The sequence below is a fragment of the Polaribacter sp. MED152 genome (genome assembly GCF_000152945.2).
Lineage (GTDB): Bacteria > Bacteroidota > Bacteroidia > Flavobacteriales > Flavobacteriaceae > Polaribacter.
Map to the genome: position 1 here is coordinate 1860904 of NC_020830.1, position 25004 is coordinate 1885907.

The 25004-nt window shown below is 30.8% G+C and carries 26 protein-coding genes; 11 read left to right on the plus strand and 15 right to left on the minus strand.

Going from position 1 to position 25004, the window contains the following annotated elements:
- Positions 1-13 precede the first annotated feature (13 nt).
- Positions 14-1576 (minus strand): DUF4270 domain-containing protein, encoded by a 1563-nt coding sequence (locus MED152_RS08180; RefSeq protein WP_015481393.1) that lies wholly within the window; start codon positions 1574-1576, stop codon positions 14-16.
- 8 nt (positions 1577-1584) lie between these two features.
- Positions 1585-2397: a glycogen/starch synthase gene (locus MED152_RS08185; protein WP_015481394.1), complete on the minus strand. Its 813-nt coding sequence runs from the start codon at positions 2395-2397 to the stop codon at positions 1585-1587.
- 97 nt (positions 2398-2494) lie between these two features.
- On the opposite strand from MED152_RS08185, the gene panC reads away from it, so the two are divergent.
- From panC to radA, 4 genes are all read left to right on the plus strand, one after another.
- A complete protein-coding gene (gene panC, locus MED152_RS08190) occupies positions 2495-3346 on the plus strand; it encodes a pantoate--beta-alanine ligase (protein ID WP_015481395.1) in 852 nt (283 codons plus the stop codon).
- A gap of 24 nt (positions 3347-3370) precedes the next feature.
- A complete protein-coding gene (gene panD / locus MED152_RS08195) occupies positions 3371-3721 on the plus strand; it encodes an aspartate 1-decarboxylase (protein ID WP_015481396.1) in 351 nt (116 codons plus the stop codon).
- Positions 3722-3726: 5 nt separating this feature from the next.
- Positions 3727-4668, plus strand: coding sequence for a lysylphosphatidylglycerol synthase transmembrane domain-containing protein (locus MED152_RS08200; RefSeq protein WP_041383512.1), 942 nt, complete (start codon positions 3727-3729; stop codon positions 4666-4668).
- Between the two features lie 179 nt (positions 4669-4847).
- Positions 4848-6209 (plus strand): DNA repair protein RadA, encoded by a 1362-nt coding sequence (gene radA / locus MED152_RS08205; RefSeq protein ID WP_015481398.1) that lies wholly within the window; start codon positions 4848-4850, stop codon positions 6207-6209.
- Positions 6210-6256: 47 nt separating this feature from the next.
- Here the strand turns inward: radA and MED152_RS08210 are convergent, their stop codons facing one another.
- Positions 6257-7003, minus strand: coding sequence for a uroporphyrinogen-III synthase (locus MED152_RS08210; protein WP_015481399.1), 747 nt, complete (start codon positions 7001-7003; stop codon positions 6257-6259).
- An 18-nt stretch (positions 7004-7021) separates the two neighbouring features.
- Positions 7022-7588 (minus strand): DUF4271 domain-containing protein, encoded by a 567-nt coding sequence (locus MED152_RS08215; protein WP_238559170.1) that lies wholly within the window; start codon positions 7586-7588, stop codon positions 7022-7024.
- Between the two features lie 157 nt (positions 7589-7745).
- Here MED152_RS08215 and MED152_RS08220 point away from each other — a divergent pair, with 157 nt between their 5' ends.
- The 3 genes from MED152_RS08220 to MED152_RS08230 are packed head-to-tail and all read left to right on the plus strand — an operon-like array spanning position 7746 to position 10276.
- Positions 7746-8465 (plus strand): polyprenol monophosphomannose synthase, encoded by a 720-nt coding sequence (locus MED152_RS08220; RefSeq protein WP_015481401.1) that lies wholly within the window; start codon positions 7746-7748, stop codon positions 8463-8465.
- Between the two features lie 7 nt (positions 8466-8472).
- Positions 8473-9810, plus strand: a complete 1338-nt coding sequence (locus tag MED152_RS08225) for a dihydroorotase (protein WP_015481402.1) — start codon at positions 8473-8475, stop codon at positions 9808-9810.
- Position 9811: 1 nt separating this feature from the next.
- On the plus strand, positions 9812-10276 hold the full coding sequence (locus tag MED152_RS08230; protein WP_015481403.1) for a DUF4296 domain-containing protein: 465 nt from the start codon (positions 9812-9814) through the stop codon (positions 10274-10276).
- On the opposite strand, the gene MED152_RS08235 is transcribed toward MED152_RS08230, so the two are convergent.
- On the minus strand, positions 10266-11267 hold the full coding sequence (locus tag MED152_RS08235) for an SDR family oxidoreductase (protein ID WP_015481404.1): 1002 nt from the start codon (positions 11265-11267) through the stop codon (positions 10266-10268). The genes MED152_RS08230 and MED152_RS08235 overlap by 11 nt on opposite strands.
- A 62-nt stretch (positions 11268-11329) precedes the next feature.
- Between MED152_RS08235 and tyrS the strand changes: the two genes are divergently transcribed.
- Positions 11330-12622: a tyrosine--tRNA ligase gene (gene tyrS, locus MED152_RS08240; protein WP_015481405.1), complete on the plus strand. Its 1293-nt coding sequence runs from the start codon at positions 11330-11332 to the stop codon at positions 12620-12622.
- A gap of 62 nt (positions 12623-12684) precedes the next feature.
- Here tyrS and MED152_RS08245 read toward each other — a convergent pair whose 3' ends face one another.
- The 3 genes from MED152_RS08245 to MED152_RS08255 form a co-directional block, all read right to left on the minus strand.
- Complete coding sequence (locus MED152_RS08245) at positions 12685-13134, minus strand: YHS domain-containing (seleno)protein (RefSeq protein ID WP_041383515.1); 450 nt, start codon at positions 13132-13134, stop codon at positions 12685-12687.
- Between the two features lie 115 nt (positions 13135-13249).
- On the minus strand, positions 13250-13705 hold the full coding sequence (gene mscL, locus MED152_RS08250; protein WP_015481407.1) for a large conductance mechanosensitive channel protein MscL: 456 nt from the start codon (positions 13703-13705) through the stop codon (positions 13250-13252).
- A gap of 7 nt (positions 13706-13712) precedes the next feature.
- A complete protein-coding gene (locus MED152_RS08255; RefSeq protein WP_015481408.1) occupies positions 13713-14687 on the minus strand; it encodes an acyltransferase in 975 nt (324 codons plus the stop codon).
- A 73-nt stretch (positions 14688-14760) separates the two neighbouring features.
- Between MED152_RS08255 and MED152_RS08260 the strand changes: the two genes are divergently transcribed.
- Positions 14761-15156: a hypothetical protein gene (locus MED152_RS08260; RefSeq protein WP_015481409.1), complete on the plus strand. Its 396-nt coding sequence runs from the start codon at positions 14761-14763 to the stop codon at positions 15154-15156.
- Positions 15157-15233: 77 nt separating this feature from the next.
- A complete protein-coding gene (locus MED152_RS08265) occupies positions 15234-15578 on the plus strand; it encodes a hypothetical protein (RefSeq protein WP_015481410.1) in 345 nt (114 codons plus the stop codon).
- Here the strand turns inward: MED152_RS08265 and MED152_RS08270 are convergent.
- Complete coding sequence (locus MED152_RS08270) at positions 15566-16642, minus strand: isoaspartyl peptidase/L-asparaginase family protein (protein WP_015481411.1); 1077 nt, start codon at positions 16640-16642, stop codon at positions 15566-15568. The two genes, MED152_RS08265 and MED152_RS08270, sit on opposite strands and share 13 nt — an antisense overlap.
- A 110-nt stretch (positions 16643-16752) precedes the next feature.
- Between MED152_RS08270 and MED152_RS08275 the strand changes: the two genes are divergently transcribed.
- Positions 16753-18294 (plus strand): aldehyde dehydrogenase family protein, encoded by a 1542-nt coding sequence (locus tag MED152_RS08275; protein ID WP_015481412.1) that lies wholly within the window; start codon positions 16753-16755, stop codon positions 18292-18294.
- 67 nt (positions 18295-18361) lie between these two features.
- Here MED152_RS08275 and MED152_RS08280 read toward each other — a convergent pair whose 3' ends face one another.
- From MED152_RS08280 to atpA, 6 genes are all read right to left on the minus strand, one after another.
- Complete coding sequence (locus tag MED152_RS08280) at positions 18362-19504, minus strand: ATP-binding protein (RefSeq protein WP_015481413.1); 1143 nt, start codon at positions 19502-19504, stop codon at positions 18362-18364.
- A gap of 2 nt (positions 19505-19506) precedes the next feature.
- Complete coding sequence (locus MED152_RS08285; RefSeq protein ID WP_041383518.1) at positions 19507-20373, minus strand: aldo/keto reductase family oxidoreductase; 867 nt, start codon at positions 20371-20373, stop codon at positions 19507-19509.
- A 1-nt stretch (position 20374) separates the two neighbouring features.
- The gene (locus tag MED152_RS08290) at positions 20375-21124 is read right to left on the minus strand and encodes an SDR family NAD(P)-dependent oxidoreductase (protein WP_015481415.1); all 750 of its coding nucleotides are present in this window, start codon (positions 21122-21124) and stop codon (positions 20375-20377) included.
- Positions 21125-21296: 172 nt separating this feature from the next.
- A complete protein-coding gene (locus MED152_RS08295) occupies positions 21297-22223 on the minus strand; it encodes a hypothetical protein (protein WP_015481416.1) in 927 nt (308 codons plus the stop codon).
- Positions 22224-22471: 248 nt separating this feature from the next.
- Positions 22472-23338, minus strand: a complete 867-nt coding sequence (gene atpG, locus MED152_RS08300) for an ATP synthase F1 subunit gamma (RefSeq protein WP_015481417.1) — start codon at positions 23336-23338, stop codon at positions 22472-22474.
- A gap of 67 nt (positions 23339-23405) precedes the next feature.
- Complete coding sequence (gene atpA, locus MED152_RS08305; protein ID WP_015481418.1) at positions 23406-24983, minus strand: F0F1 ATP synthase subunit alpha; 1578 nt, start codon at positions 24981-24983, stop codon at positions 23406-23408.
- Positions 24984-25004 lie beyond the last annotated feature (21 nt).

Here is a 25004-nt window from a genome sequence, read left to right on the forward strand (position 1 = left end):
TTGGCTTGGTTAATTATTTTTTTTCTGAGTAAGATATTTTTAGAACTGCTTTTTTATCACCATTAATAGGGTCGTTATTCAATAAAGTTACGGCTCTAGGGTTCCAACTAAAGTTTCTAAAGATAGTATCTGTTGTTGGAATATCTGACGTATTAAATGCTTTTATTTTTAAAGTTGGATTATAATCTGTTAATCCTATAACTAAATCAGAAAGGTAATCTGTAATTTTAAACGTATACTTTTCTACTTTTCCATCTGAATCACGCACTAAATTACCATCAATTCCACCAAATGCAGCCTCTGATACTGCATCTTCAATTTGGCTAAATACTGGGCTAGTTGCATCTCCATCAGTCTTGTATAGATATAATCTTTCAGGCACAGAAGCTGTATCTGCAGATTGATTGATATAAAAAGTTAAGGAAGCATCGTTAATTAACCAATTATTGCTTCTTAATGTGCTTAAAACAGTTTCATCAAATAAAGTTACTTCTCCTTCACTACCAGCAGCACCTTGAATTTTTATCTCATTGTTGTCTGGATACGTTCTATCCTGCATGTCAAAAGTATTTACTCTATAACCTGACAATAAGAATGTATTGTTTTTTCGAACAGTTTTAATAGTATCAGTAGTTCCTGCTGTGTAAACAGTATTTGTGTAGTAAACTTCAATTGAAGGACTCAAATCTGTAATAGCAGTATCGAAATTATACGTAATTAATGAACCATCTGTACCTGTAGCTTCTAAAATAACTCCTCTAAAATAATCATTGAAAGCATCTTGTGAGCTAAACTCTGCATCTTCATATTTATCTAAAAATAATTGCTCAATTAAATCTTCATCTAAAGGAATTCTAGCAAAAGGAATTGGGTTAGTACTAGCTGCAGAACTGAATATTTTGATAGTATCCATTCCAACAACTGTATTATCAATCATTCTTCTTTTTACAACAAACATGGTATCATTTAAACTTGGTGATAAAGGATAATCTGTTTGCACATTTAAAGGGCTACCTACTTTTTCAAAGTCATCTTTTGAATTGTAACTGTTTAACTTTGTAGGATCTGAAGGATTAAAATTATTTAAAAAAGTATTTGACCTATAAACGTTTAAGGTATATGGGGTAGCAGGATTACCTACAATACCATCAAATTCAAAATCGCTAGTGGCATCAGAAACATCTTCTAAAGCAACAGGATAAGGTAACTTAAGGAAAACAGTATCAATTTTGGTTAAAACTGTAGTTGTGTCTGAAATATCTGCATCATCTACAACCTGTAAATTTGCTTCTAGATTTAATTGAGAAACAATAGAAGCCTCAATCTTTTCATAATCTGAACTTGCATAAACCCCTAATAAGTACTGATTAATTTGTCTAGAAATATTATCTGTTTGTAAAACCTCTAAAGGGCTATTACTTGCAGTAATATCTAGGGTAATTTCGTTTGTATCAAACTTTGTATTGGTAATTACATTGGTATCTATGTCTGTAAAATCAGACTCACAAGAAACAACTGCAAAACAAAAATATATAGCAGCTACTATATAAACACTCTTTTTTACGATATTTTTCACTTCAAAAATTATTGTTTATCTGACAATAAATCAGCATAAAAATTTAAATAAGCTTCTTTCAAATTCTCTACTTGATATCCTAAAACTGGCTTTTCTTTTTCTTCGATAAAATTTGTTAATTCTTCAGGTATGTCTTCACTTCCATGAATAATTGCATCAGAATTCTCAATAGCACTTTTTAAAATATTAGTATGATTTGGTGTTTGTATAGTCGATATTTTATCACTCTCATTTAAATCGAAAGTTATTTTGCTAGACATGTCTGCATTTAAATCGCCTTCAAAACCATTATTATAAAGCGAAGTAACAATTTTACTTTCGGTAAACAATGGTTCTTCTTTATAAAATTCTCTTAAATAAAGTGGTAACAAAGATGCCATCCAACCATGCACATGAATAATATCTGGTGCCCAGTTTAATTTCTTAACAGTTTCTACAACTCCTTTCGCAAAGAAAATTGCTCTTTCATCATTATCTGAAAACAACTTATCATCTTCATCTGTATAAACCGCTTTTCTTTTAAAATACTCTTCGTTATCAATAAAGTAAACTTGCATTCTTTCTTTAGGAATAGAGGCTACTTTTATTATTAGTGGCATATCTATATCATTAACAACCAAGTTCATACCAGATAAACGAATTACCTCATGTAGTTGGTGTCTTCTTTCATTGATAACACCATATCTTGGCATAAAAATACGGGTTTGTACTCCTTTTGAATGTGCATTTTTCGCAGCTAAAAACGCTGTAGAAGAAAGTTCTGTCTCTGGTAAATATGGAACAACTTCAGACGAAACAAATAATACTCTTTTGTCCTTCATTAATCAAACTCTTTTTATAAGAAGGGCAAAAATACAAATTTTTATGCTAATATCGTGTTAAAATGGTAAGTTTGCAGACAATTTACAGCCATTACCCATGAAAGTTTTTACTGAAAAACAACCTTTAAAAGCACACCTTTCTAACAAAAAAATAGAAAATAAAAGCATCGGTTTTGTACCAACAATGGGTGCATTGCATAAAGGTCATTTATCTTTAATTGAAGAAGCTAAGAAAAAAAATGATCTTGTTGTAGTTAGTATTTTTGTAAATCCAACTCAGTTTGACAAAGAAGAAGATCTTGTAAATTACCCTAAAACATTCGATAAAGACAAGCAAATGCTAGAAAGTATTGATTGCGATGCGTTATTCTATCCTTCTGTAAACGAAATTTACAACAACAATATTTCTTCTGATAGTTTTGATTTTGATGGCTTAGAATTTAAAATGGAAGGTAAGTTTAGAGATGGGCATTTTAACGGAGTTGGTACTATTGTAAAAACCCTTTTTGAGATTGTAAATCCTGATGTTGCTTACTTTGGTCAAAAAGATTTTCAACAATTACAAATCATTAAAAAAATGGTTAAAAAGCACAACTTAAAACTAAAAATTAAGGGGTGCCCAATTTACAGAGAAGATGATGGTTTAGCAATGAGTTCTAGAAATGTAAGATTAAACCCAAGTTTAAGAGAAGCAGCACCATTTATATACAAAACCCTAAAAAAAGCACGTAAAAAATTTAAAACTAAATCTGCAGAAAAAGTAGTTTATTGGGTAGAAAAAGAATTTAAAGAGCATCCTCTCTTAAAATTAGAATATTTTACAATTGCTGAAGAAAAAACATTAGAAACCATAATTACTAAAGAATCTGATAAAAAATATAGGGCTTTCATTGCAGTATTTGCAGGCGATATACGTTTAATAGACAACATTAAATTAAAACAATCCTAATTAAAAAATTCTTATTTTTGCAGCATGTTAGTACAAGTAGTAAAATCTAAAATCCATCGTGTAAAAGTTACAGGTGCAGATTTAAATTATATAGGAAGCATTACCATTGATGAAGACTTAATGGATGCTGCAGGAATTATTGAAGGTGAACGTGTACAAATTGTAAATAACAACAATGGTAATCGTTTAGAAACTTATGCAATTCCTGGTCCAAGAGGAAGTGGAGAAATTACACTCAATGGGGCTGCATCTAGATTGGTTGCAGTTGGCGATGTTTTAATTTTAATTGTTTACGCTTTTATGGAACTAGAAGAAGCTAAGAAATTTAAGCCTCAATTAGTTTTTCCAAACGAAAAAGACAACACACTTACCTAAGAATTTTGAATATCAAAAAAATTTTAAAACTAATATTACCTCTCATTTTGGGAGGTATTTTAGTTTGGTATTCCATCTCAAAAATATCTTTCGATGTTTTGTTAGCCTATTTTAAAGAAGCCAATTATAGTTGGATTTTTCTAGGCCTATTTTTTGGTATTTTAAGTCATTTATCTAGAGCTTATAGGTGGAAGTTTATGTTAGAACCTTTAGGTTACAAACCAAAGTTTACCAATAGTGTTTTAGCAGTATTAATAGGTTATTTAGTAAATTTAGCACTACCAAGAGCAGGCGAAGTTTCTAGAGCATATGCGTTATCCAACTATGAGAATGTACCCTTTGAAAAAGGATTTGGAACCATAGTTGCAGAACGAATTGCAGATCTTATTATGATGTTGCTAATTGTAGCATTAACCCTTTTTGTTCAGTTCGATTTTATCTACAACCTATTAACCGAAAATTTTAATCCCACCAAAATAATAATTGGTTTAGCTATTTTAATTATTGCCTTTTACATTTTTTCATCTTTTGTAAAAAAAGCAAAATCTGGTTTTTTATTAAAAATTAAAACCTTTGTAACTGGCTTAATAGAAGGTGCAACAAGCATCTTTAAAATGAAAAACAAGTGGGCTTTTATCTTTCATACTGTTTTTATTTGGGTAATGTATGTAGCCATGTTTTGGGCCACAATACCTGCAATAGATGGTCTAGAGGTTCCTTTTGGCGGAATTTTAATCGCATTTATAGCTGGAGGGTTTTCGATAGCTGCCACAAATGGCGGAATTGGCCTCTACCCAATTGCAGTAGCAGGTGCTTTAGCACTATTTGATATTCCAACAGAACCAGCAACCGCTTTTGGTTGGATTATGTGGACAGCACAAACAGCCATGATTATCGTCTTTGGTGGTTTAGCATTTGTGCTTTTACCAATTGTAAATAAAAAATAATTTTTACAGCGTTCCCTAAAGGTCGTGCTTTCATTACTCGCTTTTTTGTGAAAAACAAAAAGAGCTCAAACATGCCATTCAATCACTAACGCAACTATTTGCTAACGCTTTGCAAACACAAAACTCATTAAATTTATAATTTACTTTGTAACTTTACTATTCTAAAATTCGAACTATAAATGGCTAAAACCAAAACAACTTTTTTCTGTCAGAATTGTGGAACACAACATGCAAAATGGGTAGGTCAATGTGGTGCTTGTAAAGAATGGAACACCATTGTTGAAGAAGTAATTCAAAAAGAAGAAAAACGAGTTTGGAAACAATCTACAACTGCAAAACAAAGCATAAATAAGCCTCTAAAGATAGCCGACATTCAGCTAAATCCTGAAGAAAGAATAGTAACTAATAATAACGAATTAGATACTGTTTTAGGTGGTGGTTTAGTTAAAGGTTCTGTAACACTTTTGGGTGGTGAACCTGGTATAGGAAAATCGACATTATTATTGCAAGTGGCACTAAATATCAGCCAGAAAGTATTGTATGTATCAGGAGAAGAAAGTCAGTCTCAAATTAAAATGAGAGCAGAACGTTTAGAAGCTGTTAATTCGAATTGCTTAATATTAACTGAAACCAATACACAACAAATATTTAAAAATATAGAGGAAACAGAACCAGAGGTTTTGGTGATAGATTCTATACAAACTTTACATACAAATTCAATTGAAGCTTCACCAGGAAGTATATCTCAAATAAGAGAAACCTCTGCAGAGCTTATAAAATTTGCCAAAGAAACTGCAACACCAGTTTTGTTAATAGGCCACATCAACAAAGAAGGAAACATTGCAGGGCCAAAAATTTTAGAACACATGGTTGATGTTGTTTTACAATTCGAAGGCGATAGAAATCATACTTATAGAATATTAAGAAGCCAAAAAAACAGATTTGGTTCTACATCAGAATTAGGCATTTATGAAATGTTATCTGATGGTTTAAGAGAAATATCAAATCCGTCAGAAATTTTAATTTCTAAAAAAGATGCAGATTTAAGTGGTACAGCAATTGCATCTACTTTAGAAGGCATAAGGCCTTTAATGATAGAAATTCAAGCTTTGGTTTCTACTGCAGTTTACGGTACTCCACAAAGATCTACAACAGGCTACAATTTAAAAAGGTTAAATATGATTTTAGCTGTACTAGAAAAAAGAGCAGGTTTTAAATTGGGTGCAAAAGATGTGTTTTTGAATATTACTGGTGGTATTAACGTAGATGATCCTGCAATAGATTTGGCTGTTGTTGCTGCAATTTTATCTAGCAATCAAGATGTAGCCATAAATCCAAATGTTTGCTTTGCTGCAGAAGTTGGTTTGGCTGGAGAAATAAGACCCGTTTCTAAAATAGATCAACGAATTTTAGAGGCTGAAAAATTAGGCTACAAGAGTTTTGTTGCCTCTAAATACAATAAGATATCTTCTAAAAATCATTCAATTAGATTAATTTTAGTTGGTAAGATAGAGGAAGCGTTTGCTACTTTATTCGCATAAAAAAACCAAGCATTTCTGCTTGGTTTATGCTTTATATAAGATAAAAATTATTTTTTATTTGCTTCTTTAATATACTTTTCTAAAGCCATTGTCATAGATGGTGTTTCTTTAGATGGTGCAACAATATCACATTTAAAACCTGCAGTAGTTACAGCATTTACTGTAGAGTTACCAAAGGCAGCAATTCTTGTGTTATTTTGTTTAAAATCAGGGAAATTCTTTAAAAGAGATTCAATTCCTGAAGGGCTAAAGAATACTAAAATGTCGTAAAATACGTCTTCTAAGTCAGATAGATCACTAACTACAGTTCTGTAAAGATCTACTCTTGTCCAAGCAATTCCTAACTTGTCTAATTCAGCAGGAATTAAAGGCTTTAATTTATCTGAAGATGGTAATAAAAACTTTTCTGTTTTGTGCTTTTTAATAAGCTTTGTCAATTCAGGAAAAGTTCTGGCACCAACATAAATTTTACGTTTTCTGTACACTACATATTTTTGTAAGTAGTAAGCCACAGCTTCAGACTGACAAAAATATTTCATAGAATCTGGCACTTTAAAGCGCATTTCTTCAGCAATTCTAAAAAAATGATCAACAGCGTTTCTACTCGTTAAGATTATGGCAGTAAATTTACTTAAGTCTATTTTTTGAGCTCTAACTTCTTTTACAGAGATTCCTTCTACATGTATAAAAGACCTGAAATCTATTTTCACCTTTTGCTTATCAGACAAATCAAAATAAGGTGATGTTTCTGTCTTTGGGGCTGGCTGAGAAACCAATATAGTTTTCACTTTCATTCGATTTCAATTTTGGTTTTAAAACATCAAATTAAACAGTACAAATAGCGGTGCTATTTCGAAGGCGCAAATGTACAAAATAAAATAAAACAACTTGTTAAATATCAGCTTTTTATTTCTGAATATAAAAAATACAAACCTTAGTAAAAATAGAAATGCAGAAAAATAAAAAAGATATACACTCTTTACATTAGCATATTCATAAAGAATAAGAAGAATATATAATATAAATGAAATTGAATAGAGATAATTGGCCTTTGTAATAAGAAAAACACTAATCTGGTTTTTTAATAAAAATAGCCTAGTTAACGCAAATTCTAAAAGCTTTTTTAGAAAGAAAAAACAAAAAACAACCAAAAAGAGTGTAAAGAAAGTAGTAAAACTCTTTATAGTTTCTGGCTGATTGTAAATTTTAAAAAAATATACCAGCAAGGAAATTGTGCTTACCGAAAATAAAAACAAAACACTTTCAAAAGGACTTAGTAAAGTGTTGGGTTCAGAAGATTCATCTTCAATAAAACTAAAATTGAATAGTGCAAAAAAGCTCTCATTCAATTTTTTAGCATTTAATAGTTTTAAAAACACAATACAAACCAACAATAGTATAAAGATAATTGTAATCCAATTGTTTGAATATGTAATTTTATCTATTGCTTGCAATTAACTTTCATTTAAGATGATTAGCACAAAATTAGTAATTAAATAGTGTATATTTGTTCTCTTACTACATGAAAATTTATTTATGTCAGATGCTTTAGTAATTATACCTACTTATAACGAAAAAGAAAATATCGAAGCCATTATTAGAGCTACTTTTAGCCAACAAAAAGCCTTTCATATTTTAATAGTAGATGATAATTCTCCTGATGGAACTTCAGAAATAGTTCATCAATTAATTAAAGATTTTCCAGATCGATTGTTTATAGAAACCCGATACAAAAAAAACGGCTTAGGTAAAGCTTATATTCATGGTTTTAAATGGGCGCTTCAAAAAGGTTATGACTATATCATAGAAATGGATGCCGATTTTTCTCATAATCCAAAAGATTTAATTCGTTTATACAATGCTTGTAAAATTGAAGGCGCAGATGTTTCTGTAGGTTCAAGATACTCTAAAGGTGTAAATGTTGTAAACTGGCCTATGAAAAGAGTGCTACTATCTTACTTTGCATCAAAATATGTAAGGTTAATTACTAGAATTCCTGTTTTTGATACAACAGCTGGGTTTGTTTGTTGGAAAAGAAACGTTCTAGAGACCATTCAGTTAGATAAAATAAAGTTTGTGGGTTATGCTTTTCAAATAGAAATGAAATTTAAAGCCTGGAAACATAATTTTAATATAAAAGAAGTCTCTGTTATTTTTACAGACAGAACTTTAGGCGCTTCTAAAATGAGTAGTAATATAATATCAGAAGCACTATTTGGAGTGATAAAAATGAAGTTAAAAGGATTACCAAAATAAAATAAAAATGAGCACTTATTTAATTAAAAACGCAAACATTGTAAATGAGAACAACACTTTTATGGGTGATGTTTTAATTGAAAATGAAATTATTAAACAAATTGCGAAAGACATTTCAGCACCTGAAAATGCAGAGGTTATAGAAGCCAATGGTAAAACTTTAATTCCTGGTTTTATAGATGATCAAGTACATTTTAGAGAACCTGGTTTAACTCATAAAGCAAACATTGCTACAGAAAGTAAAGCAGCAGTTGCTGGCGGAATTACCACTTTTATAGAAATGCCAAATACAGTGCCACAAGCAACCACTCAAGAATTACTTGAAGATAAATTTAAAATCGCTTCAAAAGACTCTTATGCAAACTATTCTTTTATGTTTGGTGGAACTAATGATAATTTAGAAGAGTTGTTAAAAACAGATCCTAAAAAAGTAGCAGGAATTAAGTTATTTTTAGGTTCATCTACAGGAAATATGTTAGTAGATGATGAGGCAGTTTTAGAAAAAATATTTTCATCAACTAAGATGATTATCTCTGTGCATTGTGAAGATGAAGCAACCATTAGAAAAAATACAGCTGCTTATAAAGAGACGTTTGGAGATGATATTCCTATAAAATATCACCCAATAATTCGAAGTGAAGAAGCGTGTTATTTATCTTCCTCTAAAGCTATTGAATTGGCTAAAAAAACAGGAGCTCGTTTACATATTTTTCATCTATCTACAGAAAAGGAAACACATCTTTTTAGAAACGATATTCCTTTAGAAGAAAAACAAATTACTGCAGAAGTTTGTATTCACCATTTATGGTTTTCAGACAAAGATTATGCAGAAAAAGGTACTCACATTAAATGGAACCCAGCAGTAAAAACAGAAAAAGATAGGCAAGGGTTATGGAAAGCACTTTTAGATGACAGAATAGATGTTTTGGCTACAGATCATGCACCTCATACATTAGAAGAAAAAAATAATGTGTATACCAAAGCTCCAAGTGGAGGCCCATTAGTGCAGCATGCAGTAACAGCCATTTTAGAAAAAGTAAAAGAAGGTGTAATTCCTATTGAAAAGGCAGTTGAAAAGATGAGCCATAATCCTGCAAAACTATTTCAAATTGAAAAAAGAGGCTTTATAAAAGAGGGTTATTTTGCGGATTTAGTTTTAATTGACACCAACAAACCACAAACTGTTTCTAAAGATAATATATTGTATAAATGTGGTTGGTCTCCTTTCGAGGGTACCACTTTTTCATCTACAATTACCCATACTTTTGTAAATGGAAACTTAATGTATAATGAAGGCGTTTTTAACGAAGAAGTAAAAGGAAAACGAATTACTTTTAATAGATAATATGAAAAAACTAAGCTACCTATTAGCCTTTCTAATATTAAGTTCTTGTACTAGTAATACAATTTTTGAAAAGCCAAAAGATCTTATACCAAAAGACACTATGAGTCTTTTGGTACAAGAAATGATGTTGGCTTCTTCTGCAACTTATATTAAGAATAAAAATATGGAAAGGAATATTAATTATATGCCTTTAGTTTACGATAAATTTAAGATTGATAGTGTTCGTTTTCAAACCTCTAATTTATATTACATGTCTAAAATAGATGAGTATAAATTAATTTTTGAGGATGCAAAGAATAGCTTAAAAGAGCAGAAAGACTATTATGATAAAATTAAATCTACAAAAGATTCTTTAAGGCAAGATTCTATCAAAAAAAATAATCTTAAAAAAAGAGAACTAGATAGTATTGCTAAAAAATTAAAACTAACGGATTCTATTAAAGTTAAGATAAAAACTACTCCTTAATATAATTCTTACAAGTTCGTTGTATAGTTGCATCTATACTTTCGAACTTGTAATCTATGGCATCAATTACTTTTTGAGAAGAATATTTAGTTACATTGTGTGCACTTCTTGCTGAATACTTAGTTAACAAAGGTGCAACACCATTAATTTTAGATACAAACCAAGATATTCGCCAAGCAAGTTCTGTTTGCCAGGTTTTTACCAATTTATAAGGTCTCTTTTTATCAAAAGCATCAGCTATTTTATAAAAAATTTCTTTGAAAGATTTGTTCTCAGCCACTAAAATAAAGCGTTCATTTTTTAAAGAAGACTCCATAAGCTGAATCATTGGTTTTACAACATCTTGCACAGCAACAAAACCAGTTATGCCTTCTGTGTAATACTTAAAGCCATTAAAAACTTGTGTAAATAATTTTCCTGATCCAGATTTCCAAAAACCACTACCTAAAATTACTCCAGGATTTACAATAATTACATCTACACCTTCCTGGCTGGCTCTCCAAACTTCCATTTCTGCCCCAAACTTGGTAATAGAGTAACCACTATTATCTTGCTCTTTGTTCCACTCACAATCTTCATCTACCAAATTATCGTTTAAAGCATCACCAACAGCAGCAATAGAACTTACAAAACAAAACTTTTTAACCTTAGCGTCTATTGCTAAATTCACAAGTATTGCTGTTCCATGAATATTAACTTTTCGCATTTCTCTATAATCTTTAGAATTAAAAGAAATTAGAGCTGCACAATGAAAAACATGGGTAACATTTGCAAACGCAGGCTTCATAGATGGCACATCTGTAATATCTGCTTTAAACCATTTAATTTTAGAAAAAAGTTTTACATCTGAAGTGTAATAAGAAAAGACTTGCTTAACTTTTTTTAGAGAAGCTTCTGTTCTGTAGATTGCCCTTATTTTATCATTCTTTACACTTAAATGATACAACAAATGCGAACCAACTAAACCTGTGCCTCCAGTAACTAAAATCATACTACGAATTTAGCATATTTTGGTTGATAAAGTTATATTTGCCAACTGATAAATTGATTACAATGAAGAATTTTATTGAAGAGTTACAATGGAGAGGAATGTTACATGATAGCATGCCAGGAACTGAAGAACATTTGTTAGAAGAAATGCGAAGTGCGTATGTGGGTTTTGATCCTACAGCAGATTCTTTACATATTGGAAATTTAGTGCCTATAATGTTATTAGCTCACTACCAAAGATGTGGTCATAGGCCAATTGCTTTAGTAGGTGGTGCAACAGGTATGATTGGTGATCCTTCAGGAAAATCTGCAGAGCGTAACTTGTTAGATGAAACAACTTTAAGACACAATCAAGAATGTGTTAAAGCTCAATTGGGTCATTTTTTAGATTTCACATCTAATGAAAAAAATGCAGCCATTTTAGTAAATAACTACGATTGGATGAAAGACATTTCTTTCTTAGAGTTCATTAGAGATATTGGTAAACATATTACTGTAAATTATATGATGGCCAAAGATTCTGTTAAAAACAGAATTAGCTCTGAATCTAAAGATGGTATGTCTTTTACGGAATTTACTTATCAAATGGTACAAGGTTATGACTTTTTACATTTGTTTAGAGAGAATAGTACTACAATTCAAATGGGAGGATCAGATCAATGGGGAAATATAACTACTGGAACTGAACTTATTCGTAGAATTGGTAATGGAAAAGGTTATGCCATAACTTGCCCATTAATTACTAAATCTGATGGATCTAAGTTTGGAAAATCTGAAGGTGGTAATGTTTGGTTAGATGCCAATAGAACATCACCTTACAAATTTTATCAATATTGGTTAAATACTTCTGATGAAGATGCTGAAAAGTATATTAAAATATTTACGTTCTTAGACAAAGAAACTATAGATGCTTTAGTTGCAGAGCATAAAGAAGCACCTCATACAAGAATTCTACAAAAACGTTTAGGAGAAGAAGTTACAGTACTTGTGCATGGAAAAGATGAATATGAAAAAGCTATAAAAGCTTCTAATATTTTGTTTGGTAAATCTACAGCATCTGACCTGAAATCTTTAGATGAAAAAACCTTACTAGATATTTTTGATGGTGTACCTCAGGCAACAGTAACTGCTTCTTTGGTAGAAAATGGTTTAGACATGATAGCTGCATTGGCTGCAGAAACTAATTTCTTAAAATCTAATGGTGAAGCAAGGAGAGCATTAAAAGAAAATGCAATATCTGTAAACAAAGAAAAGGTTAAAGAAGATTTTGTGATTACAAAAGAAGATTTAATCGATAAGAAATACGTGCTTCTACAAAGAGGTAAAAAAACATATTACTTACTAATTGTAGCATAAATAAAAAAAAGAGCTAAAACTAGTTTTAGCTCTTTTAATACACAAGATATATAGAATCAACATTAATTGTTGATGAATTTTTGCCAATTTAAATCTGCCTTTTCAAGTAATTCTTCTGCACCTTGCTTTAACCAAAGTTGTAGCGTATTGGTTTTACCTTTATTATAAAATAAGTATAATTTGCCTTCTCTAATCTCAAAAGTATTAGGGTTTACACTTACTTTTTTTCCTTTAACAGCTATTGCATACGCACAATAACCTCCATATTTTGGAATATATTTTTCTGGATTCGATTTAAATAAAGCTAAATTTTCTTTGTTCGAAAATTTAAAATTAACAGTATCGTATGTAATAGAAAATTCTTTATTACCCTCTATAGCCTTGCTTTCTGTGAAATAAGCAACAACATCAAAACCCTCTGCTACATAGCCTTTTTTAGTATTATAATCTATACTTTGAGCGGAAATAACAGATGAAAATGTTAAGCATACTATTACTATAAACTGTTTCATCGAATTCATCTAAAGAATAGTCGATAAAAAGTAGGCTGCATTACAACTTCTATTAAAAAATTGCAAAAAAAATCCTGAAAAGAAAAGTGCTAAGATATTTAGATAAAACTAACTTTTATTTACGTTCTAGAGCCTTTTGTAAATACTCATTTTGCTTCTCTAAAAGCTCGTTAGTTTTATTCATTAATTCGATATTTTTAGGAGTTGTTACTGTTTTATTTTTAGGGTCTTCAGCTTTCTTTTTCATTGAGTTCATTACTCTAACTACTAAAAAAACAGTAAAAGAAATCACTAAAAAATCTACGCCTGCTTCAATTAATTTTCCATAACCAATGGCTACTTCTTCAATTTTAGGTTTCCCTTCTGCAACAATTGCTTCTCTAATAACGTATTTTCTATTTTCCCAATTTACACCATCTGTCATGTAAGTTAATGGTGGCATTAAAACTTCTTTAACCAAAACATTAACCACTTTATTAAAAGCAGTACCAATAATTACACCAATGGCAATATCAATCATATTACCTTTTACAGCAAAGTCTTTAAAATCTTGTAATAGCTTAAATTTCATATTTGTTTTATAATACCATTAAATTACAACCTCTAATATCAGAATTATCAAATCTTCCAATAATTTCGAAAGTATTGTTTTCATGAACTTTTCCTAAGTCTTGAGTGGCTATAAATGAACATGAATTATAATTTGCCAAATCAATTACGTTTATTCCACCTGTTTTGCCTTTTTCTAAAACGGTTAGTGCATCTTCTGTATCTCTTGTTAGAATTTTCATCCAAGGTGGCGTTTCAAAAATTCCATTCCCTTTAGAATATCCTTGGCTTAGCAATTCTGTCATTCCATATTCAGAATGAATTTCATTTACATTAAAGCCATTTTGTAAAAGCATATGTAATTCATTTCTAATCAACTCTTTTCTTCTACCTTTCATTCCACCAGTTTCCATAACAATGGTGTTTTTTAGATTAAAATTGTGTTTTTCAACCAAATCTAAAAGCGCAAAAGAAACCCCAATTAGTAAAATTTTCTGACCTTCATTATCTAATTTTACCAACTTTTGAGCTAAATCATCTAGATTATTAAGATAAAATCCACTGTGAATATTTTCACTTTTTTGAATTAAATCGTTTACCATATATACTAAAGAAGACCCTTTTCTCTCTAGATAATTGGGTAATAGCGCAAGAACCACATACTCCTTAATATCTCCATAAAAATGATGAAATCCTTTTAAGTAACTTTCTTCGTAAAGTGAAACGTCAGTTACATAATGTTTACTTGTAACACTTCCTGTAGTGCCAGAGCTCGTAAAAACTTCATCAATTTCTTCTAAAGAAGACAGTACTTTTCTGGATTTAAAAAACTGAATGGGCAAAAAAGGAATATCTTCAATTTTAGTAATATCTGAAGGATGAACATATAACAGATCGCAAAAAGATCGATATACCTTATTGTTTTTAAATTGATGTTTAAAAACATTTAAAGCATTTTTTGTAAATTGCTGTTCAGTTTTTATATTTAAGAGCTCGTTTTTCATTTTCTGAAAACAAAAATAGCACTTAAAGTAAAATTTGATGTTATTTTATAAAGAAACTTAAAAAGTAAAACCTATGAAAAAGTTTGCCCTAATAATTTTGAGTTTGTTCGTTTTAAGCTGTAGTGAAGAGGAACCTCTTTTTGAATTTAGCACTTTACCTATAGATGAGGCAAAAACTCCTGTAAGTTTTACCTACAAAACTTCAGACACAATTGTACTAAAATACACTTTACCTAATGCTTGTTTTTCATTCAATAATGTCTATTATGAATATGATAGAAATTCTAGAATTGTAGGAATTAACGTTATAAAAGATTTGGAAAAAACGTGTAATCAGGCAACTATAGAAAAAGAAATAAAATTGCCAATTCATGTTTTACAAGAAGAAGATTATATTTTTAAATTTTACAAAGGAAAAGATGCAAATGGCGACCTAATTTTTGAGGAAATTACAGTGCCCGTAAATTGATAAAAACACAAAAAAATAATTTTTATTTAAAGAAAAATTAATATTATTGCAAAGAAATAACATAAATCCCCTATATAATGCAATTAGAATATTCTACCTACAGAACGTTAAGTGGCGTTAAAGAAGTCTTAGAAATTCCAAGAAAAAAACCAACTCAATGGATAGTTTACTTGGATAATCAACCAAAATTTTACGTAGATTTTTTCGATTTAGCAAACGAATCTAATGCTATGATGAATAGTTTAGTTTTATGCGGAAAAAGAGATATTAGAGATGTTTTACAAGTTATTGGTAAACGTAACAATGTAAAATTATCTATACCTTCAATTTCCAGAATCGGAATTAAAAAGAAGATAAATTCTATTCGTAAAAATATTAACCTAGATCCTTTACCAGAAGAATGGTTAAGCTATTCTTTATAGATTTTAATTACCAAATCACCTTTATCATTCATTGATGCTCTATACATACCAGCTGTATTGAACTCAAATGACATGTAGCCATTTTTGTCTAGAGCAACAACACCACCTGTACCTCCTAATTTAGTGAGTTTGTTTTGAATAACATCTTGTGTGGCTTGTTTTAAGGTTTTTTGTTGATATTCCATTTGAGCAGAAATATCGTAAGCAACTTGGCTTCGAATAAAATACTCACCCCAACCTGTGGAAGAAACTCCACAGGTTGCGTTATTTGCATACGTACCAGAACCTATAATTGGTGCATCACCAATTCTACCCCATCTTTTATTAGTCATACCACCTGTAGAAGTACCAGCAGCAATATTTCCGTTTTTATCTAGAGCCACACAGCCAACTGTACCAAACTTTGCGTTTTTTATATCAGCGTCATAAAAAGCAGCAGTCTTATCATCATGATCTAACTCTGTCTTTTCTCTTTCCTTAATTCTTTCTAAAGACTTAAATCTTCTTTCGGTATAAAAATAGCTTGGATCTACAATTTCTAAACCTTTTTCTTTAGCAAATATACTTGCACCATTACCTGAAAGCATTACATGATCTGAATCTGTCATTACTTTTATAGCCAATTCTATTGGACTTTTAACATCTGTTACTCCAGCAACAGCTCCTGCATTTAGAGTGTTACCATCCATAAAAGAAGCATCCAATTCATTTGTGCCAAAATTTGTAAAAACAGCACCTTTACCAGCATTAAATAAAGGAGATTCCTCCATTACTTGAATGGTTTTCATAACAGCTTCTTGACTAGTTCCTCCATTTTTAAGAATGGTATGCCCAACCTTTATCGCTTCCTCTAATTTTGCTTTGTATTCAACCTCTTTTTCATCAGACATATTTTTCTTTAAAATCGTTCCTGCTCCTCCATGAATAATGATAGCAAAATCATTGATTTTTTCTTGAGAAGTAGCATCAATAGTAGATGTGACATCCTTTCCTGAATTTTGGGTTGATGTATTACAACCAATCAATAGCACTATTAAAGCAAATAGAATCGTAAATTTTTTCATTTAATTGTTATATTTTAAACAAATAACATTGTTTTTGTTAATTTTTTATATGTATCTTTTTATTCGTAAATTCGTTCTTCGAATTTAAACAACTAAAATTAGACTACAAAATGACAAATTTTGGAATAACTGAAGTATTGCAACAATTAGGTTTAAAAGATATAAATGAAGGTACATCTACTGGTTCAAATAACTTCTCGAATGGAGAAATTATTGAATCGTTTTCTCCTGTAGATGGTAAATTAATTGGTAAAGTAAAAACAACTACCAAAGAAGATTATGAAAAAGTAATTACAACTGCAACAAAAGCCTTTTTAACTTGGAGAGATAAACCTGCTCCTCAAAGAGGAGAAATTGTACGTCAGTTTGGAAATAAATTAAGGGATTTAAAAGAACCATTGGGTAAACTAGTTTCTTATGAAATGGGAAAATCTTTACAAGAAGGTTATGGTGAGGTACAAGAAATGATTGATATCTGCGATTTTGCAGTGGGTTTATCTCGCCAATTAAATGGGCAAACCATTCCTTCTGAAAGACCAGGCCATGTTATGAGAGAACAGTGGCATCCTATAGGCGTTGTTGGTATTATTTCTGCATTTAATTTTCCTGTTGCTGTTTGGGCTTGGAATACTGCTTTAGCTTGGATTTGTGGTGATGTTTGTATCTGGAAAGCTTCTGAAAAAGCACCTTTATGTGCGGTAGCTTGTCAAAATATAATTGCAGACATTTTAAAAGAAAATAATTTACCTGAAGGTATTTCTTGTATTATTAATGGTGATTATAAAGTTGGTGAAATGATGACTACAGATAGTAGAATTCCTTTAATTTCAGCCACAGGATCTACAAGAATGGGTAGAATTGTTGGTGCAACTGTTGCACAACGCTTTGGAAAATCTTTATTAGAATTGGGTGGTAATAACGCAATCATTATAACACCAACTGCAGATTTAAAAGTAGTTGTGCCTGGTGCAGTATTTGGTGCGGTTGGTACTTGTGGCCAAAGATGTACTTCTACAAGAAGACTTATTATACATGAATCTGTTTATGATAAAGTAAAAGATGCTATTGTTGGTGCTTACAAGCAAATTAAAATTGGTAATCCTTTAGATGAAAATAATCACGTTGGTCCTTTAATTGATAAAGACTCTGTGAATACCTATTTGGCTGCCATTGAAAAAGCGAAAGACGAAGGTGGAAATGTAATTGTAGAAGGTGGCGTTTTAGATGGCGAAGGTTACGAATCTGGATGCTATGTAAAACCTGCAATTATAGAAGCAGAAAATGATTATGAAATTGTTCAGCATGAAACTTTTGCACCAATTTTATACTTAATGAAATATTCTGATGGTGTAGAAAATGCAATTGCCAAACAAAATGGAGTAGCTCAAGGATTATCTTCTGCAATTATGACCAATGAAATGAAAGAAGCAGAGAAATTCTTGTCTTACGCAGGTTCTGATTGTGGAATTGCCAATGTTAATATTGGTACTTCTGGTGCTGAAATTGGTGGCGCTTTTGGTGGCGAAAAAGAAACTGGTGGAGGACGTGAATCTGGTTCTGATGCATGGAAAGTTTACATGCGTAGACAAACAAATACTATTAATTATTCAGACGAATTACCTTTAGCACAAGGAATTAAATTTGATTTATAAAAGTTAAACATTCCCCAACTTTTGAGACCAACTCTAATTGTATAGAGTTGGTTTTTTTAATTGATATTTAATTATACTTTACTTTTCGAATTACTCTCATTGCCTCTTTATATTTTACATAGGTTGTTTTATCCTGTAAATTTTTAATGTAATATTTAGCCTGTCTAAGCAATTCAGGTGCATCTAAATATCCATTTAAATAACACAATAAATAATTTGTTGGTAACCTAAAAACATCTTCATGCTCTGTAACCGACAATGAAATATTGTTAGCTATTTTAGCTACTATTTTATTACTATTAGTATAAATATGGGTAATAATTTCTGCATCATATTTAGGGGGTTCAAACAGAAATTCTTTGACAATATGATGTTTACCATTGTCTTTAAAATCAATAATTGTTTTCTCTAATGGGTAATGTGTTTCTACCTTATCTAAACCTAATAAAATATATTCTGTTACTATAAATGATTTTTGATTGTAAGAAATTTGAACATCATCTAATGCAGAAAAAAACAAACGAACTTGTTCATTAATAAGCTCTATATCTACCCTAGAATAATAGGTTTCTGAATTGATTGTTTTTTGCTCTCCTGCCCAACATAACACAAATTGTTCATTGAAAACTTTATATTGAGGATTGTACTTTTTCTTATGATTATTTATAAACTCAAAAACGCCATTTAAAGTAAGCTCTATATTATTTCTAGCATTTTTCTCTATAGATGCAACAATAGACCTGTTTGTATTTCTAAGTTCAAAAGAATCTCCTACAAAAGGCATAGAATTGCTTCCTCTTCTATAAAAAATGGTATCTCTTCTATATTTCCAAGCGTTTTTTAAAAGAGAAGTTATTGTATTATTAGCATAAATGGTAACCAAACCCACTACTTTATGACGTGGTAAGCTAGGAAAAGGAACATTTTCGTATTCAATTTTGGGCGGATTTCTTAAATACGCATTTACCAAATTTTGAATTTTACTATCATCAAAAAAATCGACACCAATTATCTTATTTTCTTCATCTTCAATACCAATAACAATGTAAGAATTGTTAGCAGGATTTGTATTAGACAAAGCACAAATGTGCTTTAAAAACTTGGCTTTACCTTCTTTTGAGCCTAAGGATAATTTTTGCTTTTTATCATAAAAACTATTCTCATCATTATGTGAGAGTAGATTTTTAATTAATAAGCGTTTATTTATCATTTTTAAGCTACTTCTTGTCCATTACTTGCTTCTAACAGTAAAAACCAATCTTCTAGTTCTAAATTGATTTCTAAGGCCTTATTTGCGTTTAAAATGCGCTGTTTATTTGTTGTACCTATTACTGGTGATACCTTAGCAGGATGTTTAAGAATCCATGCCAATAGTAAAGTATCTTCTGTACAATTGTATTTCTTAGAAAACCTTTTTAATAGTTCTTTTATACTTTTTGTTTGATACGTTTCTTCTCTAAAAACACTTCCTAAAGGACTCCAACTCATAGGTTGTATATAATTTTGAAGCATTTGGTCTAAAGTACCATTATTCATTGCTGAATTTTGCGTTAGAGAAAACTCAACCTGATTTACGTCTACAGAAACATGATCTGAAATAAAACTTACTTGAGAAGGTGTAAAATTAGAAACTCCAAAATTGACAATTTTTCCAGCATCTTTTAAAATTGTAATTGCTTCTGCAATTTCTGTAGGATTCATTAAAGGGCTTGGTCTGTGCAGCAAAAAAGTATCTAGATAATCTGTTTTTAAATTTTTTAAAGATTGTTCTGCACTCCAAATAATATAATCTTTAGCATAATTATAATGCTTCACCTTATTATTTCTGGTTTCTCCTGGATTCTGTATTCCACATTTTGTTATTAGCTCAATACTTTCTCTACTTACAGAACTTGCTTTAAAAGCAACTCCAAATTCGGCTTCTGTAGTATAATCGCCATACAAATCTGCGTGATCAAATAGTGTATTCTCATTTTCTACACAAAACTCAATCATATCTGCAGCTTCTTTGGTGGTAAAATTTTTACCCCATTTGCCCCAAGACATGCACCCAATAATTATTTTTGATGTTGGTTTCATACTAATTTTTATTAATCATTGTTGCACTGGCTTGTGCTGTTGGATACACTATTAAATCTTCTATATTTACATGATATGGCCTTGTAACTACAAAGTTGATAATATCTGCAATATCTTCTGCTTGTAAAGCTTTGTAGCCAGAATAAACGGTTTTAGCTCTCTCAGTATCTCCTTTAAAACGAACATCAGAAAATTCTGTTTCTACCAAACCAGGATGAATGGCAGATACTCTAATATTGTAATCGTTTAAATCTAACCTCATAGACTTATTTAAAGCGTTTACAGCAAATTTAGATGCACAATATACATTACCATTCTTATAAACATCTTTACCTGCTGTAGAGCCAATATTTACAATAAAACCACTATTATTTTTAATCATAGTTGGTAAAATTGCTTTGGTTACATACAGTAATCCTTTTACGTTAATGTCTAACATTGCATCCCAATCGTCTATACTACCTTCTTGAATGGTAGCTAAACCATGAGCATTCCCTGCATTATTTATTAAAATATCGATATTCTTAAAGTTCTCTGGTAAAGATGCTATTGCTGATTGTGCTTCTTCCTTTTTTGAAACATCAAATTGCAAAGTAGTAACTTCTGTTTGCTTACTTAATTCAGACTTTAATTCTTGAAGTCTTTCTGTTCTTCGTCCACAAAGAACTAATCTAATATTATTTTTAGCAAAAAGCTGAGCGGTTGCTTTACCTATACCTGAGGTTGCACCTGTTATAAAAGCTGTTTTCATGGGTTTAATTTGGTTCTTTAAAAATAGGAAATCTAGTGCTTAAGCACCTTTTTTAGTGGCTATAATTTTCATCAATTATTAACAAAGAAAAAGTCACCCTCCTCAGGGTGACTCCTCTTTCAATTGATTGTCGAGAAACAACCAATCAAAAATCAACTAACCAAACTTTATTTTAATTTCTTCTGTTCTTTACTTTTCTTTTTATAATAGTACGTTTTCTGTTGCTATTTCTTACAAGGTCTTTCGCACTTTTAACAGATTCTTCACTCTTTTTGAATTGTATAAATCCTCTTCCTGAAAAATCGTATGTTGTTTCTGAGTTATAGTGGAATAAACTTATTCTACCATCATTAACAACGCTTAATTCGAACTCTTCAATATCTCCATTATCATAATTCAATGTTAAAATTTTTAGGTCTTCAAAACCATTTACATCAAACACTTCATAGCCTCCAACAAAGTTCCAATTAATATCTGCAACTTGCATGCCAAAGTCATCTTGAGAACTCCTAAAAGTTGTTAAATTTTCTGGTGTAAATTCAAGATAATTTTCATCATCAAAAGTATTTGGTGTACCCCCTGTTGAACTTACTTTTTCCCAAGCTAAATACTCCTGTAAAAAGTATTCTATGTTTTCATAAAATAGTTTATCATAATCAAAAGTATTTACATTGTAACCTATTAAATAGTAACTTACATTTTGTCTAAAGTTGTACAATACAATTTCATTATCAGATAAAATACTTACTTCAAAATCGTTTGCACCATCTATATCATGATTAGTAGCCAGTAAACCATTAAAAGTACCATAAGTACCTACATCTATCCCTAAACCATTTCCTGTTCTTCCAATATCAACAATATTATTGTTTGCATATAAAATGCCATTTAAGAATGATAAAGTAAATGCTCTAGAAACATATGGAATATCTCCTGTTCCTGTTGTTCTGTGATAATCTACATACCATAAATCGTAGCTAGAAACAACTTCGTTTATTGTAGGTTGATAGTCTACAAAACCATCATCATAAATTGTTGTACAAGAACTTAATAAAGTACCTGTAATAATAACTGTGAATAGTAGTTTTAGCGTTTTCATAAGCCTTCTGTTTTATGGTTATGCTTAGTAATATTCAAATTGCGTGCCAAAAAATAAAAAGCATAATTAATTACATATAATCCATTAATAATCAAACACATAATAAATAGAGAAACTTTAAATAAAATTAAGAATCAAATTTCTTTGTAAAAGAAAAAACGAACTCAATGAGTTCGTTTTTTTATATTTCTAATAATTTGACTTCGTCTAATTATTTAATGCTTACTCTTTTAATAATTTGACTTCGTCTAATTATTTAATGCTTCAGCACCACCAACAATTTCTAAAATTTCGTTAGTAATTGCTGCTTGACGTGCTTTGTTATACGTTAATAATAATTCGTCACGTAAATCTTTTGCATTATCTGTCGCTTTATGCATAGCTGTCATTCTTGCTCCATGTTCAGAAGCAAAACTATCTCTAACAGCTTTATACAATTGAGTTTTTAAAGATTTCGGAATTAAAGCTTCTACAATTTCTTCTTTAGAAGGCTCAAAAATATAATCAGAATTTACAGCAGCTGCATCTCCACCTTCAATAGGTTTGATAGGTAAAAATTGCTCTACTTGTGGCAATTGTGTTGCAGCATTCTTAAATTGGTTGTACACCAATTCTATCTTATCATAAGTACCTTCTGTATACAAATTCATTAACTTCTCTGCAATTGCAGAAACATTATCAAAAGTTAATTCGTCATAAAGGTCGTTTCTACTTGCAACAATACTGCATGTTTTAGATAAAACATCTTCACCTTTTTTACCAATGGCAAAAATCTCTACATTTTTATCTGAATACTTTTCAGCGATTGTTTTATTAACAGTTTTAGTGATAGAAGAATTAAAACCCCCACATAAACCTCTGTTAGAGGTTACAACTACTAATAACACTTTAGAAACTTCTCTTTGAGTTGAATACGCTCCACCAGTATCACCTTCTAAAGTTGCACTTAAATTTTGCAACAACTCTGTTAATTTAGATGAATAAGGACGCATTGCAACAATTGCATCTTGCGCTTTTTTCAACTTTGCAGCAGATACCATTTTCATGGCAGATGTAATCTGCATTGTTGATTTAATAGAGGTTATTCTATTACGTATTTCTTTTAAATTCGCCATTCTTAACTTGTTACTTAGTAGTTAAAAGATTTTAGAGCCTAGTCTAAAATCTTTTAACTAAATATATTTATGCAAAATGCTTAGAAATTTCAGCAGCAGCCTCTTCTAAAGTTGCAGTAGCTTCTGGCGTTAATTTACCAGATTTTAATACATCTAAAGTATCTCTATGTTTTGCATTTAAATAATCGATATAATCTTTTTCGAATTTCTTAACTTGATCTACAGGAACATCTTTTAACAAGTTTTTAGAACCAGCATAGATAATTGCAATTTGATCTTCTACTGTAAAAGGATCATTCTGTGCTTGTTTTAAAATCTCAACGTTTCTTTGACCTTTAGAAATTACACTCATTGTAGCTGCATCTAAGTCTGAACCAAACTTAGCAAATGCTTCTAATTCTCTAAACTGAGCTTGATCTAATTTTAAAGTACCAGATACTTTTTTCATAGATTTAATCTGTGCATTACCTCCAACACGTGATACAGAAATACCTACGTTAATTGCTGGTCTTACACCTGAGTTAAATAAATCTCCATCTAAGAAAATTTGTCCATCAGTAATCGAAATTACGTTTGTTGGAATATATGCTGATACATCACCTGCTTGAGTTTCAATAATTGGTAATGCAGTTAAAGAACCTCCACCTTTAACGATTCCTTTTAAAGAGTCAGGTAAGTCGTTCATTTCACTAGCAATTACGTTATCATTAATAACCTTTGCAGCTCTTTCTAATAATCTTGAGTGTAAGTAAAATACATCTCCTGGATATGCCTCACGTCCTGGAGGTCTTCTTAATAATAAAGAAATTTCACGGTAAGCAACTGCTTGTTTTGATAAATCATCGTAAATGATTAATGCAGGTCTACCTGTATCTCTAAAATATTCTCCAATTGCTGCTCCTGCAAATGGTGCATAAACTTGCATTGCTGCAGGGTCTGATGCATTTGCTGCAACTATTGTTGTATACGCTAATGCGCCTCTTTCTTCTAACATGTTTGCAATTGCTGCAACTGTAGAAGCTTTTTGACCAATAGCTACATATATACAGTATACTGGATTACCAGCATCGTAAAATTCTTTTTGATTTAAGATGGTATCTAAAGCAACTGTAGATTTACCTGTTTGTCTGTCTCCAATAATCAACTCACGCTGTCCTCTACCAACGGGAATCATTGCATCAATAGATTTTATACCAGTTTGTAACGGTTCTGTTACTGGCTCTCTATAAATTACACCTGGTGCTCTTCTTTCTAATGGCATTTCGTAAGTAGTTCCTTCAATAGGTCCTTTCCCATCAATTGGGCTACCTAAAGTATCTACAACTCTACCAACAATACCTTCACCTGCTCTTAAAGAAGCAATTCTTTCAGTTCTTTTAACAGTAGAACCTTCTCTTACAGAAGTTGAAGCACCCAATAATACAACACCTGCATTATCTTCTTCTAAGTTTAATACAATACCTTCTAAGCCGTTTTCGAATTCTACTAACTCACCATATTGTACGTTAGACAATCCGTAAACACGAGCAATACCATCACCCACTTGTAATACAGTTCCTACCTCACTTAATGAAGCTTGAGCTTCAAAATTTGTAAGTTGTTCTTTTAAAATTGCTGATACTTCAGCTGGTTTAATACTTGCCATCTTTTCTAATTTGATGTATTA

Bases quoted from the DNA above. Each gene is read 5' to 3' on its own strand.
- MED152_RS08185 (WP_015481394.1), bottom strand. From the start codon at position 2,397: ATGAAGGACAAAAGAGTATTATTTGTTTCGTCTGAAGTTGTTCCATAT.
- panC (WP_015481395.1), top strand. From the start codon at position 2,495: ATGAAAGTTTTTACTGAAAAACAACCTTTAAAAGCACACCTTTCTAAC.
- panD (WP_015481396.1), top strand. From the start codon at position 3,371: ATGTTAGTACAAGTAGTAAAATCTAAAATCCATCGTGTAAAAGTTACA.
- radA (WP_015481398.1), top strand. From the start codon at position 4,848: ATGGCTAAAACCAAAACAACTTTTTTCTGTCAGAATTGTGGAACACAA.
- MED152_RS08210 (WP_015481399.1), bottom strand. From the start codon at position 7,003: ATGAAAGTGAAAACTATATTGGTTTCTCAGCCAGCCCCAAAGACAGAA.
- MED152_RS08220 (WP_015481401.1), top strand. From the start codon at position 7,746: ATGTCAGATGCTTTAGTAATTATACCTACTTATAACGAAAAAGAAAAT.
- MED152_RS08225 (WP_015481402.1), top strand. From the start codon at position 8,473: ATGAGCACTTATTTAATTAAAAACGCAAACATTGTAAATGAGAACAAC.
- MED152_RS08230 (WP_015481403.1), top strand. From the start codon at position 9,812: ATGAAAAAACTAAGCTACCTATTAGCCTTTCTAATATTAAGTTCTTGT.
- MED152_RS08235 (WP_015481404.1), bottom strand. From the start codon at position 11,267: ATGATTTTAGTTACTGGAGGCACAGGTTTAGTTGGTTCGCATTTGTTG.
- tyrS (WP_015481405.1), top strand. From the start codon at position 11,330: ATGAAGAATTTTATTGAAGAGTTACAATGGAGAGGAATGTTACATGAT.
- MED152_RS08245 (WP_041383515.1), bottom strand. From the start codon at position 13,134: ATGAAACAGTTTATAGTAATAGTATGCTTAACATTTTCATCTGTTATT.
- mscL (WP_015481407.1), bottom strand. From the start codon at position 13,705: ATGAAATTTAAGCTATTACAAGATTTTAAAGACTTTGCTGTAAAAGGT.
- MED152_RS08255 (WP_015481408.1), bottom strand. From the start codon at position 14,687: ATGAAAAACGAGCTCTTAAATATAAAAACTGAACAGCAATTTACAAAA.
- MED152_RS08260 (WP_015481409.1), top strand. From the start codon at position 14,761: ATGAAAAAGTTTGCCCTAATAATTTTGAGTTTGTTCGTTTTAAGCTGT.
- MED152_RS08265 (WP_015481410.1), top strand. From the start codon at position 15,234: ATGCAATTAGAATATTCTACCTACAGAACGTTAAGTGGCGTTAAAGAA.
- MED152_RS08270 (WP_015481411.1), bottom strand. From the start codon at position 16,642: ATGAAAAAATTTACGATTCTATTTGCTTTAATAGTGCTATTGATTGGT.
- MED152_RS08275 (WP_015481412.1), top strand. From the start codon at position 16,753: ATGACAAATTTTGGAATAACTGAAGTATTGCAACAATTAGGTTTAAAA.
- MED152_RS08280 (WP_015481413.1), bottom strand. From the start codon at position 19,504: ATGATAAATAAACGCTTATTAATTAAAAATCTACTCTCACATAATGAT.
- MED152_RS08285 (WP_041383518.1), bottom strand. From the start codon at position 20,373: ATGAAACCAACATCAAAAATAATTATTGGGTGCATGTCTTGGGGCAAA.
- MED152_RS08290 (WP_015481415.1), bottom strand. From the start codon at position 21,124: ATGAAAACAGCTTTTATAACAGGTGCAACCTCAGGTATAGGTAAAGCA.
- MED152_RS08295 (WP_015481416.1), bottom strand. From the start codon at position 22,223: ATGAAAACGCTAAAACTACTATTCACAGTTATTATTACAGGTACTTTA.
- atpG (WP_015481417.1), bottom strand. From the start codon at position 23,338: ATGGCGAATTTAAAAGAAATACGTAATAGAATAACCTCTATTAAATCA.
- atpA (WP_015481418.1), bottom strand. From the start codon at position 24,983: ATGGCAAGTATTAAACCAGCTGAAGTATCAGCAATTTTAAAAGAACAA.